The following is a 14179-nucleotide window of genomic DNA, read 5'->3' as shown; positions in this document are numbered from 1 at the left end:
CCCCTTCCCGGCCGCCCGCTCGCCTGGAGCGGGCAGCGATTCAGGCCACCAGAGCGGCCAGGGACTTGATGCGGTCCGGCCGGAAGCCGGACCAGTGCTCGTCGCCGGCGACGACGACCGGGGCCTGCAGGTAACCCAGCGCCATCACGTAGTCACGCGCGTCGGGATTCTCCGAGATGTCGATGACCTCGTAGTCGACGCCGACCTTGTCCAGCGCGCGGTAGGTGGCATTGCACTGGACACACGCGGGCTTGGTGTAAACGGTGACGGTCATGAGTATCCCTCTCTGTTCATCCTCGACCCGATGCGACCTTGCAGTGCACGACTGAGCAGATCCGTGTGGTGCTGCGCGTGCCCCGGAAAGAACGACAGCATCGGGAGGTGTCCAGCCAACGCCGGGCGCATACCGCCACCGGACCGGCCAGGGCCCGGCTCTGCCGGATTCCCTGCCGTGACCGGCACGGAATCCGCGTCGCCTTTCGGTGGTCGAGACACTACACCTAGTGGCCGACAGATTCATACGACACGACATGTAGCGAGTCACACGGATGGAATTCGCCCGTGGCAAGTACCTGGACAGACGATCCCGCAACTCGACACGACAGTGGTGCAGATCACGATTTCACACGACAGTTCCTTCTCAGCAAACCCATCTCTCCCATTCGTCACAGTGATCCCATCCATCCCGGAAGCACCGGGGACCCCTCGGATCACCGAAAAGGGCCCGCCCCCGGCGCGGTGCGACGGGGGCGGGCCCTGGAACCCGGAGCGCTCCGGGGCGGCTGACGGATCAGGCGGCGATCCGAGCAGTCCGCTCGACCAGCTCGCGGACCGCACCGGCGAGCTCGGCGATGGCCTCGGCGTCCTGGCTCGGCACGGCTTCGGCGAACCGCTGGCCGATGGTGCCGAAGTGCACGGTGGCCTCCTCCACGACGACCGCGCCGGCGATGCCGAGCGCCTTCACCGTGTCGGCGTGCGCCCACTTGGCGGCGTTCGAGCTGATCGACGCGCTGATCACCGCGGCGGGCGTGCCCTTGATCGCGCCGACACCGTACGGCCGCGAGGCCCAGTCGATGACGTTCTTCAGCGCGGCCGGGATGGTGCCGTTGTACTCGGGCACGAACAGCAGCAGCGCGTCCGCGGCGGCGACGGCCTCGCGCAGGGCGACGGCCGCGGCGGGCACCCGGCCCTCGACATCGAGGTCCTCGTTGTAGAAAGGAATATCGCCGAGGCCCTCGTAGATGCTCACCTCCACGCCCGACGGGGCGGTCTGCGCCGCGGCCTCGGCGAGTTGCCGATTGATCGACGCGGCACGCAGGCTGCCGACGAGCGCGAGAATGCGAGTCTGGGACATTGACAATTCCTCCTGAAGCGGTGTTGCGGCGGGTGACGCCTGTACGACAGGATAACCGGACCATGGTCCGCTTTCATTCCGACCCCAGAGGATGCCAGTCGTGAGCCGCGACACAGCCGATCCGTCCGATCCGTGTACCGAGAACCACGGCACCGCGCTGCCGTTCCAGCTCCCGATCGAGCCGGTCTCGGTGGACGCGCCCGGTTCCGATCTCATTCCGGGCCTGTCGGTCCTCGGGCATCCGGAGCGCAGCGACGCCGCCCGCAACCGGCAACTGCTACTCGACGCCGCCGAGCAACTGGTCCGCGAGGAGGGCGCCGACGCGGTCACCATGGACGCGGTGGCCAAGCGCGCCGGCGTCGGCAAGGGCACCGTGTTCCGCCGGTTCGGCAACCGCGCCGGCCTGATGCTCGCGCTGCTGGACCAATCCGATCGGAAGATCCAGGCCGCCTACATGTTCGGGCCACCACCACTGGGTCCCGACGCGCCGCCGCTGACCCGGCTGATCGCGTTCGGCCGCGCCCGGATGGCCCTCATCCAGGTCGAGGGCGAACTCCGGCGGGCCGCCGACCGCGGCACCCACGCCAGCGCGCCCTACAACATCGCCAAAACCCATGTGGCACTGCTGCTCCGGCAGGCCGGCGCGCGCGGCGACGTCCCGCTGCTGGCCGACACCCTGCTCGCGAGCCTGGACGCGGCCCTGGTCCTGCACCAGATCCGGGTCCTCGGCTACACCCCGGAACAGATCGAGAACCACTGGGAACACCTGGTCCGCGCGATCGTCGCCGCGTGACCGTACGGCCTCATCCGCCCGCGAACGGCGGCAGCACGTCGACCCGGGCCGTGAGCACGGCGGCGTCGTCGCGGGTCAGCTCGTCGTCGATGAGGAAGGCGCACACCTTGAGCATCGGGTCCAGACCGGGCCCGTAGGTCCCGGTGAGGACGCGGCGCAGATCGGCGACGGTGGCCTCGGCGGGCAGGTCGAGACGTTCGCTCGCCTTGCCGACCGCGTCGGCGATGGCGGCGAAATAGCGGATCTCAACCACCGATTGCTCCCATCGTTCGTTCCGGCGGCACGAATCCCGCGGCGCCGATGCCGTGGCCGGCCCACTTGTTCCACATCGCGCCCCGCCAGACGGCGGCCACCTCGGCGTCGGAGGCGCCCGTGCGCAACAGGCTGCGCAGATCGTATTCCTGGTCGCTGAACAGACAGGACCGCACCATCCCGTCGGCGGTCAGCCGGGTACGGTCGCAGTCGCCGCAGAACGAGCGGGTGACCGAGGCGATGATGCCGACCGTGGCGGGCCCGCCGTCGACCAGCCAGGTCTCCGCCGGCGCGGACGGGTCCGAGCGGCCGATCGGCTCGAGCGCGAAGCGGGCGCCGAGCACGTCCAGCAGTTCGGCGGCGGTGATCATGTTCGCGCGGGCCCACTCGTGATCGGCGTCCAGCGGCATCTCCTCGATGAACCGCAGCTCACACCCCTCGTCGAGACACCAGCGCAGCAGATCGGCTGCGCCGGAAAGGGTTTCGCGCATCAGGACCGCGTTCACCTTGACCGGCGCCAGCCCGGCCGCGTGCGCGGCGCGGATACCGGCCTGCACGGAGGTCAGCCGGTCGCGGCGGGTCAGCCGGGCGAATCCGGCGCGGTCCACGGTGTCCAGCGAGACGTTGACCCGGCGCAACCCGGCCGCCGCGAGGCCGCGCACCCGGTGTTCCAGCCCGACGGCGTTGGTGGTCATCGCCAGCGGCGTGCCCGGCACCGCCGCGCGGCAGCCCCCGATGATCTCCTCCAGATCGCGGCGCATCAACGGCTCGCCGCCGGTGAACCGGACCTCGCGCACCCCGAGCTCGCGCACCGCCAGCGTGACCAGCCGGACGATCTCCGCGGCCGACAGCAACTCGTCGGCCGGGATGGCGGGCAGGCCCTCCTCCGGCATGCAGTAGGTACACCGCAGCGAACACTTCTCGGTGATCGACACCCGCAGATCCCGCGCGACCCGGCCGAACTTGTCGACCAGCTCGGGTGTGTCGGGCCGGCCGTCGAGCGTGGGACGTCCGCCCCGCACGGCGGGAAGCCCCATGAGAACGACGGTCATCCGCCCATTATGTCCACTCCGCGATCTCACGCCCACCCGGCCACCACCGGTGAGCAGGGCCGCCGGCGGGCCGATCAGGCGGCCGATCGGCCCATTTCGCCGAGGGTGCGGCGGCATTCACAGAATTGGTCCGCAACTCCGGAAATTCCCGGCAGCCGATCGGCATCGATATCCGGACCCCGCCGGCCGGACCCGCTCGGCGCCCCGGCGGACGCACCGTCGGCGGAGCGGTGACCGGTCGGAACCGCGCCCCCCACCGTTAGGCTGGCCGCATGAATACCCGGCCCGCACCCGCTTCGGCGTGGTCCGTCGAAGCGCATCGCGATCGCGTCGAGCAACTGTTGCGCCCACTGGCCTGGCGCGAGATCGATCGGGTCCCGATGACCGCGGCGCTGGGCCGGCGGCTGGCCGCGGACGTGGTCGCGCCGGTGGATCTGCCGGTGTTCCGCAATTCGGCGATGGACGGATACGCGGTGCGGTCCGCATCGCTGGCGACGGTGCCGGTCACGCTGCCGCTGGCGGGTGTGATCGCGGCCGGCGATCACGGCGGCACGCCGCTGCCGGACGGCGCCGCGCTGAAGATCATGACCGGTGCGCCGCTGCCCCCGGGCGCCGACTGCGTGGTCCCGGTCGAGGACACCGTCACCGACGGCGTCACGGTGACGATCGAACAGGCCCGCGCCACCGGCGATTTCGTTCGCGAGCCGGGTACCGACGTCCGGACCGGCGATCTCCTGGTGGCGGCCGGGACGCTGGTCGCGCCCCGGCACATCGCGGTGCTGGCCGCGGTGGGACTCACCACGGTGCCGGTGTTCCGGCCGGTGCACGCGGCCGTGCTCACCACCGGCGACGAACTGGTGCCCGCGGGCACGCCGCTGGGCCCCGGGCAGATCTACGACTCCAACGGGATCGCCCTGGCCGCGGCGCTCGCCGCCAACGGCGTCGAGGTGGTGTCGATCGAGCACAGCCGCGACGACGCCGCATCTTTCCGGGAACAGCTCACCGCCGCAACGGAATCCGCGGATGTGGTGTTCACCTCCGGCGGCGTGTCCAAGGGTGACTTCGAGGTGGTCAAGGACGTCCTGGCCACCCTGGGCGGCGAATTCGGTTCCGTGGCCATGCAACCCGGCGGTCCGCAGGGCCTGAGCGTGATCGGCGGAGTGCCGGTGCTGAGCTTCCCGGGCAATCCGGTGAGCACCCTGGTGTCGTTCGAGGTGTTCGCGCGGCCGATCCTGCGCGAGCTCGCGGGCCTGCCCGCGATTCCCGGATACGCTGTGCCGCTGCGTGTGCCGGTGCGGTCGCCGGCCGGGCGGCGGCAGTTCCTCCGCGGTCGGCTGGAATCCGGTGGGGTGACACTGGTTTCGGGGCCCGGATCACATCTGATCGCCGCGATGGCGCAGGCCGACGTCCTGATCGACATACCCGCGGCCGCCACCGAACTGGCCGCGGGCACGACTGTGGAAGTGCGGGAACTATGAGCGAGCAGACCGGCGATCCCCGGTTGTCCCATGTGGATTCGGAGGGCCGTGCCCGGATGGTCGACGTGAGCGCCAAGGCCGACACCGTGCGGACCGCGCTCGCCGCCGGCATCCTGCGCACCACGGCGCGGGTGGTGGAACTGGTCCGCGCCGACGACATGCCCAAGGCCGATGTGCTGGCCACGGCCCGGCTGGCGGGCATCATGGGCGCGAAGAAGACCTCGGAACTGATCCCGCTGTGTCATCAGCTGGCGCTGTCGTCGGTCGACATCCACTTCGGTTTCACCGCCGACGCCATCACCATCGAGGCGACCGCGAAGACCAAGGGCCCCACCGGCGTCGAGATGGAGGCCCTCACCGCCGTCGCCGTCGCCGGGCTCACCCTGCACGACATGGTCAAGGCGATCGACCCGGCCGCCGTGCTCGACGGCGTCCGCCTGCTCACCAAAGATGGTGGCAAGCACGGACATTGGGAACGGGAGCAGTCGGCCTTCCAGCCGCCCACGACATCCGACACCGAACCGGCGCACACCCCCAGCGGCAGCCCGGATCCCGCCGCCGCCCAGCCTGTTCCCGGCGAATCGGCCTCTCCACGAACGGATTCGACCGGCCCGTCGACGCCGGGCGACGAGCCGCCCCGGCACGAACACCGCCACGAGGGGACGCCGCACGAGCACGGCCACGGGCGGCCCGCCCCCGAACCACCCGCCGGCACGCCCGAACCGGACGGTTCCGCCGAGTCCGCGGACGAGCCGCCGCGCGCCGCCGTGCTGGTGGCGTCGACCGGCACGGCCGCCGGCACCCGCCTCGACACCACCGGCCCGGTGCTGGTCGACTGGCTGCGCGGCCGCGGCTTCATGGTGCGCGGACCGCTGGTCTACCCGGACGCCGAGATCGCCAACGGGCTGGCGGACGCGCTGACCGGCACCCCCGCCCTCGTGATCACCACCGGCGGAACCGGCGCCTCCCCCACCGACGCCACCCCGGAGGCGACATTGGCCGTGCTCGACCGGGAGTTGCCGGGTGTGGCCGAGGCGATCCGCCGCTTCGGCGCCGAGAAGTTCCCGCTGGCGGCCCTCAGTCGCGGCGCGGCGGGACTCGTGGGACGCTCGGTGGTGATCAATCTGCCCGGTTCCCCGGGTGGCGTCCGTGACGGTATCGCGGTGCTCGAGCCACTGCTCGAACATCTGCTGGCCCAGGTGGCCGGAGGAGGTAGGCATGACTGACACCCTGTCGCCCGTGCGGCTGACCCGGATCGACGAACGGCCGCTGGACCCGGCCGAGGTCGAACGGGCGGTCAGCGGGCCGGAATACGGCGCTGTGGTGGTGTTCACCGGCAAGGTCCGCGATCACGACAGCGGGCAGCCGGTCTCGGCGCTGGAGTACTCGGCGCATCCGCAGGCCGAACAGTTCCTGCACCGGGTGTGCGCCGAGGTGGCCCGCGAGTCCGGGCTGCCGGTCGCGGTCGCGCATCGGGTGGGCGCGCTGACCATCGGCGATCTGGCGGTCGTGGCCGCGGTCGCCGCGCCGCACCGGGCCGAGGCGTTCACCACCTGCGCCGCGCTGATCGATCGGATCAAGCACGAGGTCCCGATCTGGAAACGGCAGCAGTTCGCCGACGGTATGTCCGAATGGGTCAACGCCTGCGGGCACTGATCACGGAATGCGAAACCGGTTGTCCCGTCCGCGTGGCGCGGCCATCATCGGAACATGGTCACCGGAAACCAGGGGGTCACCCTCACCCCGCGCATGAACTGGATCCTCGGCTACGCGGAGGCTGTCGCCCGGGAGCGCGGCCACGCCGAGGCCGGCGCCGACCACCTGCAACTGGCCGTCCTGCGCGATCCGGTCGCGGTGCCCACCCAGGTACTGGGCCGGCTCGGCGGCGACCGCGAGCGGCTCGCAGAACTGGTGAGCGCGGCGCTCGGCGCGGCGGGCTACCGGATGAGCGCCGATCGGTTCGCGATGCTGCGGGCCGCGGGCGATATCGCGAGCGAGTTCGGTCACGATCACATCGGCGTCGAACATCTGCAACTGGCGATCCTGCGCCTGCCCGACTGCGCGGCCGTCCGCGAACTCGCCGCCGCCGGACTGTCGGCGGACACCTTCGCCGCGGAGCTCGCCGCCGCGATCCGCGCCTACGCCTGAGCGGTGCCGCGGTCCAGATTCCGCTCGATCCGGCGCAACGCGTCCAGCACGGCGACCCGTTCGGCCGCGGTGAATCCCGCGAGCGCGCGCTCGGTGAGCTGCGCACCGGCCTCCTCGATGCGATGTTCCAGTTCCCGGCCACGGTCGGTCAGATGCAGGCACACCAGGCGGCGATCGGTCGGATGCGGCGCGCGGCGCACCAGTCCCGCGGCCTCCATCCGGGTGGTCGCCCGGGTCACGGTCGGGGTGGCCAGGCCCAGCCGTCTGGCGACCTCGCCCGGCGCCAGGCCGTCCTCGGCCCACAGGCAGCGCAGGATGAACTGCTGGCCCTCGTAGACGCCGTGCTCGGCATAGGCGGCGGCCGCCGCGACGGCCAGGGCGTGCTTGGCCGACCAGAAGGCGGTCTGGAAATCGTCGTCGCTCATGGTTCGTCCAGCGTAGAACCACCGTCGGCGCAACCGATCACGAACGGATCGGTCGCACCGGCGTCCACTCGTGTTGCCGCTGGGCGCGAGCGTCGGCGAAACGGTCGCGGGAGCATTCGGTAATCGTTACAGTATGCCGATGTTCAAGGCGAGGACCGGCGGGGTACGCACCCGCATACTCGTGATCGCGTTCGTCCCGAGCCTGGCGCTGCTGAGCATCGGTGTCGGCACGGCGGGTTATCTGTACTCGGAGAGCCGCGACTCCCACGACTGGCTGGCGGTGCTGGGTGGCACCAACACGATCGGCGGCCCCCTGGTGGACGCGTTCCAGCAGGAGCGGATGCAGTCAATGTGGTTACCGTCCGGTCAGGGAGATCCGGCCGCGCTGGCCCAGGCCCGGCAGAAGGTGGACGACGCGCTGCGCGCGGTCGCCCCCGTGCAGCAGATGGTCAACAGCAACGCCTACGGCAAGCGCGCCTCCTACGCGGAGGAGGGTTTCAACACCCTGACCGCGTCGATGCCCCGGATGCGGGCTGCCGTCGACGCCGGGATGATGCCCCCGGACAACGTCTACGGCGTGTTCAACCAGATCCTGGACGGTGTCGAGAGCAGCGGCACCGGTGTGGTGAAGGACGCGCCCAATCCGGCGATCACGCTGGAGATGCAGCACGGGCTGCAGTTGCTGCTGGCGCTGGAATCGCTGTCGCGCAGCATCGCACTGACCGGTGTCGTGCTCGGCGGCACGCCCCTGCCGCCGGCGCTCGCGGACGACTACCGCAACCAGGTCGGCTTCTATCGCACCGAGATGCCGCCGCTGACCACGCAATTGATCGGGACCGACAACGACGTCGCCAAGGCGATCGTGAGTTCCCCGGCCTGGCAACGCCTGGCGGCGATGGAGGAATGGGTCATCAACCCGCCCCTCACGAAATCCGGTGCGGTGCAACCGCCGCCGATGTCGATCGCCGAGTGGCGCGCGGCCGCGACCGATGTCTCCACCCGCATCCTGCAGTTGTGGGAGGAGGAGAGCGTCAAGACCAACAAGGCGGCGCTGGACGCGGTGAACCGGACCTCGCGCAATGCCGCGCTGGCCGGCGGTGGCGCGCTGGCGATCTCGGTACTGGCCTTCGTGATCGCGGTTCTGCTGGCGAACCGGCTGATCGGCCGGCTGCAGCGGCTGCGGACCCAGACCCTCGCGCTGGCCGAGCAGCAACTGCCGGATGTGACCCGTCGGCTCGCCGCGGGTGAGCAGTTCGACACCGCCACGCTGTCCGCGCATCTGGACTTCGGCAGCGACGAGGTCGGTCAGGTGGCCCGGGCCTTCACCCAGGCGCACAACGCCGCGATCGGCGCGGCCGTCACCGAGGCGCGGACCCGGGAGGGCGTGCGCGCGGTCTTCCTGAACATCGCGCACCGCAGCCAGGTGGTGGTGCACCGGCTGCTGGAGATCCTCGACGAGGCCGAGTCGCAGCAGGAGGATCCGGCGACCCTGGACACCCTGTTCCGGCTCGATCACCTGGCCACCCGCGAGCGCCGCAACGCGGAGAATCTGATCATTCTCGGCGGCGGGGTGCCGGGCCGGCAGTGGCGCCGGCCGGTGCCGCTGGTGGAGGTGGTGCGCAGCGCGGTCGGCGAAACCCTCGACTACGTCCGGGTGCACGCCTCCCGGATGCCCGAGGCGCACGTGATCGGCGCGGTGGTCGCCGACCTCATCCATCTGCTCGCGGAGCTGGTCGACAACGCCACCTCCTTCTCGCCGCCGCAGTCGAACGTGACCGTCACCGGTGCCACGGCGGGCCGGGGCGTGGTGCTCGAGATCATCGACCAGGGTGTGGGGATGCAACCCGCGGACATGGAGCGGATCAACGGGATGCTGTCCGAGCCACCGGATTTCGGCGTCGCGGCGCTGACGTCCGATTCCCGGCTTGGCCTGTTCGTGGTGGCCCAGCTGGCCGGGCGGCACGGTATCTCGGTGCGGCTCGCCGACTCCGACTACGGCGGCGTGCGCGCCATCGTGCTCATCCCGATGTCGCTGGTCGCGGCGCCGGACACCGTGGCCGTCGATCATCTGCCGGATCGGTTCACCCGCATCCCCGATCCCCCGGCCACCGGCGAGTTCCCGGCCCTCGCGCCGTCCTGGCCGATGGCCGCCACCGCGGCCACCACCACGGGACGGCACGCGGTACCGGGCTCACCGCAATCCGCGGCGCGCACCGGCCGCACGGAGTACCCGACCCGGCCGGCGTTGCCGAGGCGGCGCAAACAGGCCAGCCTCGCGCCGGAACTCGCCGAGCCCCGGAGCACCGAAGGCGATGCGCAACAGCCACGCTCGGCCGAGCAGACCCGTAATCTCTTCACCGCCATAGACAATGGAACCAGGCAAGGGCGGCGGGAGATCTCGTCCCGTCCCCGCGGAGAACAGGAAGGCGAAGGTGACCTCTTCCAACGCAGGTGATCTGGACTGGCTGCTCGACGATCTCGTCGATCGCCTGGCAGGAGTGCGATTCGCGGTGGTGCATTCCACCGACGGGCTGTTGCTGGGCCGGTGCACGTCGATGAGCCGGGAGGACGCGGAGCACTTCGCCGCGATGTCGGCGACGCTGTACGGGCTGGCGCGGTCGGCGGGCAACCGGTTCGACGGCGGCGGCGTGCGGCAGGCCGTGGTCGAGCTGGACCGGGCGGTGCTGTTCGTGACCTCGGCCGGCGACAACGCGTGTATCGCCCTGCAGGCCAGCGAATCCGCGAACGTGGGGATGGTGGCGTACGAGATGAATCTGACGGTGGCGCGAGTGGGCCAGCACCTGTCGACGGATGCGCGCAACAATCTGCCCGACCATGTGGAGCCCCGGTCGTCATGACGCGCTTCGGTCGGCCGTGGTTCGACGACGAGGCGGGCCCCTTGGTCCGCCCGTACGCGGTCACCCGTGGCCGCACCCTCGGGTCGGGCCGGGAACTGGACATGTTGACGCTCGTGGTGACCAGATCGTCGACGGTCCCGTTGCGGCGGCCCGAGCCCGAGTACCCGGAGATCCTCCGGCTGTGTCACATACCGCAGTCGGTGGCCGAGGTCTCGGCGGTGCTGCGCCTGCCGTTGGCGGTGACGAAGATCCTGGTGGGTGATCTCATCAACGACGGGCATCTGAACTTCCGGGCGCCCGCCGGCGCCGACACCGGCCCCCTGGACCTGTCGATGTTGCGCTCCGTCCTCGACGGAATCCGGAAGCTGTAGCGCGGCAACCCGAATCGGCCTCCCCCGGCGCATCCTCCCCGCTTCGCGTTGATTTTGTTAGCCGACTCACGATACGATCGATGTCCGGCTAACGACAAGAGGACGCACTCCATGAAAATCGGTGTCAGCTTCGCCAACTTCTCTTTTCCACTTCCCGTCGCCGAATTCGCCGCCACCGTCGGCGATCTCGCCCGGCAGGCCGACGACGCCGGCTTCGACAGCCTCTGGGTGATGGACCACTTCTTTCAGATCCGGGTCACCGGCGAACCACCGGAAGCGCCGATGCCCGAGGCATACACGACGCTCGGCTTCCTCGCCGGTCGCACCGACCGCATCCGGCTCGGCACCCTCGTCACCTCGGTGGCGTACCGGCATCCCGGCGTGCTGCTGAAATCCGCCACCACCCTCGACGTATGGAGCGGCGGCAGAACATATTTCGGCGTCGGCGCGGGGGCGCCGTTCAATCCGGTACCGCAGGGTCCGGGCACCGGCTTCGAGGCCGAGGGCCTCGGCATCCCCTTCCCGCCACTGGCCCGGCGGTTCGAACAGCTCGAGGAGGTGCTCCAGATCGCCCACCAGATGTGGTCCGGCGACGAAACCCCGTACGCCGGAACGCATTACCAGCTGCCCCGGCCGCTGAACTCGCCGAATTCGGTCCAGCGCCCGCATCCGCCGATCCTGGTGGCGGGCAGCGGTGAGCAGAAGACCCTGCGCCTGGTCGCCCGTTACGCCGACGCCTGCAATCTGTTCGACCTCCCGGGCACCGGCTACGCCGACAACCTGACCCACAAGCTCGACGTGCTCCGCAAGCACTGCGCCGACCTCGGCCGCGACTACGACACGATCGAGAAGACCGTCGCCTCGCACATCGACACCGACGGCGACCGCGGCGAATTCCTCGCCCACATGCGCGATCTCGCCCGTCTCGGCCTCGACCACGTGCTGCTGTCCCCGCCGGGACCGTGGACCCGCGCCCGCCTGACCACCCTGGCCGAACTGCTGCCGGAACTCCACGCCCTCTGATCGCCCCGATCGTGCGGCAGCCCGATAATTTTCGGGTCACAGTGTCAGGGGTGTGCCGTGCTCCGGGACGGCCACCGCACAGCTCGGAGGTGCCAGTTGCCGCAGCAATTGGTGGTGGAGCAGGCGGTGGACCGGGGCGAGACCCGCCTCGTGGATGGGGACGGCCGTGCGAGGGGCGAGCGCGCGGAGGTAATCGATCGCTTCGCCGATCTTCATCCAGGGGCCGCCTACCGGGATGAGGACCGTGTCGACGGTCCCGGCCGGCGGGATCGCGGTGAGGTCGTCGCCCGGGTGCAGTAGGCGGCCATCGATGAGGTAGCCGTTGTTGGCCATCGCGGGCAGGCCGGGGTGGATGCAGGCGTGCTCGCCACCGAGCACGTCGACCCGGACGCCGCCGATTCGGATTCGGTCGCCGGGTGCGGTCGCGCGGGCGTCGAAGCCGGAGTCGGTCAGGGTGGCGGCGGTTTCGGGGTCTCCGACGAGGACGGCGTCGCGGTTGTGGGTGAGCAGGGTTGCGAGGCGGTCGATGTCGAGGTGGTCGGGATGACGGTGGGTGACGAGGACGGCCGTGAGATCGCGGAGATCCTCGAAACCGGTTGCGTAGGTGCCGGGATCGATCAGGATTCGGATTTCCGCGGCGCGAGTGGATATTTCGGCCAGTACACAGGCGTGGCCGTAGTGGGTGAGGTTCATTCCGGTCGGTGCTCCGGAAGATTCGGGTTCGAGTGCGCTGCGCCCGGGAGCGTGCGGTGTGCGCGGGTCGCGGTTCTGACCAGGTAGCGCCATCCCGCGTCCAGCTGTGCCGGATTCCAGATCTGATCTCGCTTGAATCGGGTTTCCGATTCGTCCGACCATCGCAGCGGGCCGCCGGCGGCCACAGCCGAAAGCTGTGTGCGGCAAGCGCGTTCGAGCAGGACGGCGTACATGACGGCGGTGGCGGGATCGGGGCCGACGGTGACCGCGCCATGGTTGGGGATCAGGATGGCGGAGGCATCGCCGAGGTCGCGGGCCAGAGACCGCCCGAGTTCACGGGTCGCGATCAGGGCGCCGGTGCGGGTGAATCTCGGTAGTTGCGGGTGGGTGAAGGGGACCGCGTCATGGGAGATCGGCAGCAAAGGGGTGTCCAGGGACGCGAACGCGGCGAGGGCAGGGGCGTGGGTGTGTACGACGCAACCGACATCCGCACGGCGGGACATGATCTCGGTGTGGATCGGGAATTCGATGTGGCGCCGTCCCGCGCCGTCGAGTACCGCGCCGTCGGGGGCGACGAGGAGTACTCGGTCGGCGTCCACCTCCTCGAATCCCCAGGTCGCCGCTTTCATCCAGACGCCCTTGCCGTCCGGGTCACGGATCGAGGCGTGGCCCCACACCATGTCGGTCAGGCCGGCGGCGGCGAGGGCTCCACTGGCTCGCACCACGTCGTGCACTGTGTCGTTCATCGATGTCTCCGGCGGATCGGGCGTCACTCGTACCATGCCTCGGCGGCCGGGTGGAGCCGGAGATCGGAGACGAGGCCGGGGCGGACGGCGGTGTACGAGATGCCCATGGCGTTGTCGAGGAACTCCGGCCGGTTGAGGGCACGCAGGATGGCGCGGACCAGTTCGGGGTCGGTATCGGCGCGTCCGTAGATGTACTGGTGACGCCAGCCGAGGGTCGGTTTGTCGGAATCGACTCCGAGGAACAGGCGTTCGGGAATGCTGACCCGTTGTGCCCCGAATTCGCGCCGGACAGTATCGAGGGCTTCGTCCTCCAGGGTGAGGAATGTGAGGTCCCGCAGGACAGACAGGGCAGTGGTCCAGGGGGACGCCAGGTTGACGAACATGAAGACCCCGTTGGCGAGACCGGTGGCGGATTGATGGCGGGTGTATTCGGCGAGCTGACTCTCGGTCTCGTTGGAGACCCAGCGCGCGGGCAGGCCGTCGCCGGGGTCGTCGTGCCGCAGTCCGCGGGCATACGGCGGGGGGTCGTCGCCGCCCCAGCTCCTGATGTCGTCGGTCGACAGGCCGTGCAGTTCCAGGATTCGTTCGCCCCAGGCGCGCAGCAGTTGGTCGGCCGGCGGCATGATGGGTTTCCAGGGGAATTTCGCCTCGCCCAGTTGCCGCAGGGTCTCGACGCCGGACGTGCGGTCGACCGCCGCGACCAGCCAGGTGGGCAGATTCACCGCGGCGATGACGCGCAGGTCCGGGTCGCGGAGGTCGGCGAGCGGGCCACGCCGGTGCTGGGCCCAGTCGACGAACGGGGGCATCGTCACGCCGATCTCGCATTCGCCGGCGGAGACCGCCCGGACGTTGAGATGGTCGTAGCGGGTCCAGTCGAGATCGAGCACGATGTCGTCGACGGCGAGCACCTTGCGCAGGCTCGCCGCCACCTCCCACCACAGCGATCCGGCAAGGCTTGCAGCGGTTTTCACGGTTCTGGTCATGTT

17 protein-coding genes are annotated in these 14179 nt (G+C 70.2%); 9 read left to right on the top strand and 8 right to left on the bottom strand.

What is annotated here, in order from left to right:
* Positions 1 to 40: 40 nt before the first annotated feature.
* Complete coding sequence (locus NRB56_RS25170) at positions 41 to 274, bottom strand: redoxin NrdH (protein ID WP_026343576.1); 234 nt, start codon at positions 272 to 274, stop codon at positions 41 to 43.
* Between the two features lie 516 nt (positions 275 to 790).
* Positions 791 to 1354, bottom strand: coding sequence for an NAD(P)H-dependent oxidoreductase (locus tag NRB56_RS25165; protein WP_153346352.1), 564 nt, complete (start codon positions 1352 to 1354; stop codon positions 791 to 793).
* 91 nt (positions 1355 to 1445) lie between these two features.
* Here NRB56_RS25165 and NRB56_RS25160 point away from each other — a divergent pair, with 91 nt between their 5' ends.
* Positions 1446 to 2147 carry a TetR/AcrR family transcriptional regulator gene (locus tag NRB56_RS25160; protein WP_227838326.1) on the top strand — a complete coding sequence of 234 codons (702 nt, stop codon included), beginning with the start codon at positions 1446 to 1448 and terminating at the stop codon, positions 2145 to 2147.
* Between the two features lie 10 nt (positions 2148 to 2157).
* On the opposite strand, the gene NRB56_RS25155 is transcribed toward NRB56_RS25160, so the two are convergent.
* Together NRB56_RS25155 and moaA are read right to left on the bottom strand one after the other, a co-directional pair.
* Positions 2158 to 2400, bottom strand: coding sequence for a MoaD/ThiS family protein (locus NRB56_RS25155; protein ID WP_319943498.1), 243 nt, complete (start codon positions 2398 to 2400; stop codon positions 2158 to 2160).
* Entirely contained in the window at positions 2393 to 3451 is a 1059-nt protein-coding gene (moaA, locus tag NRB56_RS25150) for a GTP 3',8-cyclase MoaA (protein ID WP_153346350.1), read from the bottom strand. Before moaA ends, NRB56_RS25155 begins: the two co-directional genes overlap by 8 nt.
* Before the next feature lie 272 nt (positions 3452 to 3723).
* Between moaA and NRB56_RS25145 the strand changes: the two genes are divergently transcribed.
* Genes NRB56_RS25145 through NRB56_RS25130 form a run of 4 tightly spaced genes read left to right on the top strand, consistent with a single transcriptional unit; the run spans position 3724 to position 7077 of the window.
* Positions 3724 to 4929, top strand: a complete 1206-nt coding sequence (locus tag NRB56_RS25145; RefSeq protein WP_153346348.1) for a molybdopterin molybdotransferase MoeA — start codon at positions 3724 to 3726, stop codon at positions 4927 to 4929.
* Positions 4926 to 6155, top strand: coding sequence for a bifunctional molybdenum cofactor biosynthesis protein MoaC/MoaB (gene moaCB / locus NRB56_RS25140; protein ID WP_153346346.1), 1230 nt, complete (start codon positions 4926 to 4928; stop codon positions 6153 to 6155). The genes NRB56_RS25145 and moaCB overlap by 4 nt, the downstream gene beginning before the upstream one ends.
* Positions 6148 to 6585 (top strand): molybdenum cofactor biosynthesis protein MoaE, encoded by a 438-nt coding sequence (locus NRB56_RS25135; protein ID WP_153346344.1) that lies wholly within the window; start codon positions 6148 to 6150, stop codon positions 6583 to 6585. Before moaCB ends, NRB56_RS25135 begins: the two co-directional genes overlap by 8 nt.
* A 54-nt stretch (positions 6586 to 6639) precedes the next feature.
* Positions 6640 to 7077, top strand: a complete 438-nt coding sequence (locus tag NRB56_RS25130) for a Clp protease N-terminal domain-containing protein (RefSeq protein ID WP_153346342.1) — start codon at positions 6640 to 6642, stop codon at positions 7075 to 7077.
* Here NRB56_RS25130 and NRB56_RS25125 read toward each other — a convergent pair.
* Positions 7068 to 7502: a MarR family transcriptional regulator gene (locus NRB56_RS25125; RefSeq protein ID WP_153346340.1), complete on the bottom strand. Its 435-nt coding sequence runs from the start codon at positions 7500 to 7502 to the stop codon at positions 7068 to 7070. The genes NRB56_RS25130 and NRB56_RS25125 overlap by 10 nt on opposite strands.
* Before the next feature lie 139 nt (positions 7503 to 7641).
* Here NRB56_RS25125 and NRB56_RS25120 point away from each other — a divergent pair, with 139 nt between their 5' ends.
* The 4 genes from NRB56_RS25120 (at position 7642) to NRB56_RS25105 (ending at position 11754) form a co-directional block, all read left to right on the top strand.
* A complete protein-coding gene (locus NRB56_RS25120) occupies positions 7642 to 9957 on the top strand; it encodes a sensor histidine kinase (RefSeq protein WP_153346338.1) in 2316 nt (771 codons plus the stop codon).
* Positions 9935 to 10360, top strand: coding sequence for a roadblock/LC7 domain-containing protein (locus tag NRB56_RS25115; RefSeq protein WP_319943497.1), 426 nt, complete (start codon positions 9935 to 9937; stop codon positions 10358 to 10360). The genes NRB56_RS25120 and NRB56_RS25115 overlap by 23 nt, the downstream gene beginning before the upstream one ends.
* Positions 10357 to 10731, top strand: coding sequence for a DUF742 domain-containing protein (locus NRB56_RS25110; protein ID WP_153346336.1), 375 nt, complete (start codon positions 10357 to 10359; stop codon positions 10729 to 10731). Before NRB56_RS25115 ends, NRB56_RS25110 begins: the two co-directional genes overlap by 4 nt.
* A 111-nt stretch (positions 10732 to 10842) precedes the next feature.
* Positions 10843 to 11754, top strand: a complete 912-nt coding sequence (locus NRB56_RS25105) for an LLM class F420-dependent oxidoreductase (RefSeq protein ID WP_153346334.1) — start codon at positions 10843 to 10845, stop codon at positions 11752 to 11754.
* 36 nt (positions 11755 to 11790) lie between these two features.
* Here the strand turns inward: NRB56_RS25105 and NRB56_RS25100 are convergent, their stop codons facing one another.
* The 3 genes from NRB56_RS25100 to NRB56_RS25090 are packed head-to-tail and all read right to left on the bottom strand — an operon-like array spanning position 11791 to position 14176.
* Positions 11791 to 12447, bottom strand: coding sequence for an MBL fold metallo-hydrolase (locus tag NRB56_RS25100; protein ID WP_153346332.1), 657 nt, complete (start codon positions 12445 to 12447; stop codon positions 11791 to 11793).
* Entirely contained in the window at positions 12444 to 13193 is a 750-nt protein-coding gene (locus NRB56_RS25095) for a class II aldolase/adducin family protein (protein WP_153346330.1), read from the bottom strand. The genes NRB56_RS25100 and NRB56_RS25095 overlap by 4 nt, the downstream gene beginning before the upstream one ends.
* 23 nt (positions 13194 to 13216) lie before the next feature.
* On the bottom strand, positions 13217 to 14176 hold the full coding sequence (locus NRB56_RS25090) for a TAXI family TRAP transporter solute-binding subunit (RefSeq protein WP_153346328.1): 960 nt from the start codon (positions 14174 to 14176) through the stop codon (positions 13217 to 13219).
* Between the last annotated feature and the right edge of the window lie 3 nt (positions 14177 to 14179).

The organism is Nocardia aurantia (assembly GCF_009604425.1).
GTDB classification, from domain to species: domain Bacteria; phylum Actinomycetota; class Actinomycetes; order Mycobacteriales; family Mycobacteriaceae; genus Nocardia; species Nocardia aurantia.
Note: the sequence above shows the minus strand (reverse complement) of the source record. Positions and strands in the feature narration are given on the sequence as shown.

What these genes read in the sequence shown, in the direction of transcription:
- NRB56_RS25170 (WP_026343576.1), bottom strand. Translation starts at nt 274, where the DNA reads ATGACCGTCACCGTTTACACCAAGCCCGCGTGTGTCCAGTGCAATGCC.
- NRB56_RS25165 (WP_153346352.1), bottom strand. Translation starts at nt 1,354, where the DNA reads ATGTCCCAGACTCGCATTCTCGCGCTCGTCGGCAGCCTGCGTGCCGCG.
- NRB56_RS25160 (WP_227838326.1), top strand. Translation starts at nt 1,446, where the DNA reads ATGCCAGTCGTGAGCCGCGACACAGCCGATCCGTCCGATCCGTGTACC.
- moaA (WP_153346350.1), bottom strand. Translation starts at nt 3,451, where the DNA reads ATGACCGTCGTTCTCATGGGGCTTCCCGCCGTGCGGGGCGGACGTCCC.
- NRB56_RS25145 (WP_153346348.1), top strand. Translation starts at nt 3,724, where the DNA reads ATGAATACCCGGCCCGCACCCGCTTCGGCGTGGTCCGTCGAAGCGCAT.
- moaCB (WP_153346346.1), top strand. Translation starts at nt 4,926, where the DNA reads ATGAGCGAGCAGACCGGCGATCCCCGGTTGTCCCATGTGGATTCGGAG.
- NRB56_RS25135 (WP_153346344.1), top strand. Translation starts at nt 6,148, where the DNA reads ATGACTGACACCCTGTCGCCCGTGCGGCTGACCCGGATCGACGAACGG.
- NRB56_RS25130 (WP_153346342.1), top strand. Translation starts at nt 6,640, where the DNA reads ATGGTCACCGGAAACCAGGGGGTCACCCTCACCCCGCGCATGAACTGG.
- NRB56_RS25125 (WP_153346340.1), bottom strand. Translation starts at nt 7,502, where the DNA reads ATGAGCGACGACGATTTCCAGACCGCCTTCTGGTCGGCCAAGCACGCC.
- NRB56_RS25120 (WP_153346338.1), top strand. Translation starts at nt 7,642, where the DNA reads ATGTTCAAGGCGAGGACCGGCGGGGTACGCACCCGCATACTCGTGATC.
- NRB56_RS25110 (WP_153346336.1), top strand. Translation starts at nt 10,357, where the DNA reads ATGACGCGCTTCGGTCGGCCGTGGTTCGACGACGAGGCGGGCCCCTTG.
- NRB56_RS25105 (WP_153346334.1), top strand. Translation starts at nt 10,843, where the DNA reads ATGAAAATCGGTGTCAGCTTCGCCAACTTCTCTTTTCCACTTCCCGTC.
- NRB56_RS25100 (WP_153346332.1), bottom strand. Translation starts at nt 12,447, where the DNA reads ATGAACCTCACCCACTACGGCCACGCCTGTGTACTGGCCGAAATATCC.
- NRB56_RS25095 (WP_153346330.1), bottom strand. Translation starts at nt 13,193, where the DNA reads ATGAACGACACAGTGCACGACGTGGTGCGAGCCAGTGGAGCCCTCGCC.
- NRB56_RS25090 (WP_153346328.1), bottom strand. Translation starts at nt 14,176, where the DNA reads ATGACCAGAACCGTGAAAACCGCTGCAAGCCTTGCCGGATCGCTGTGG.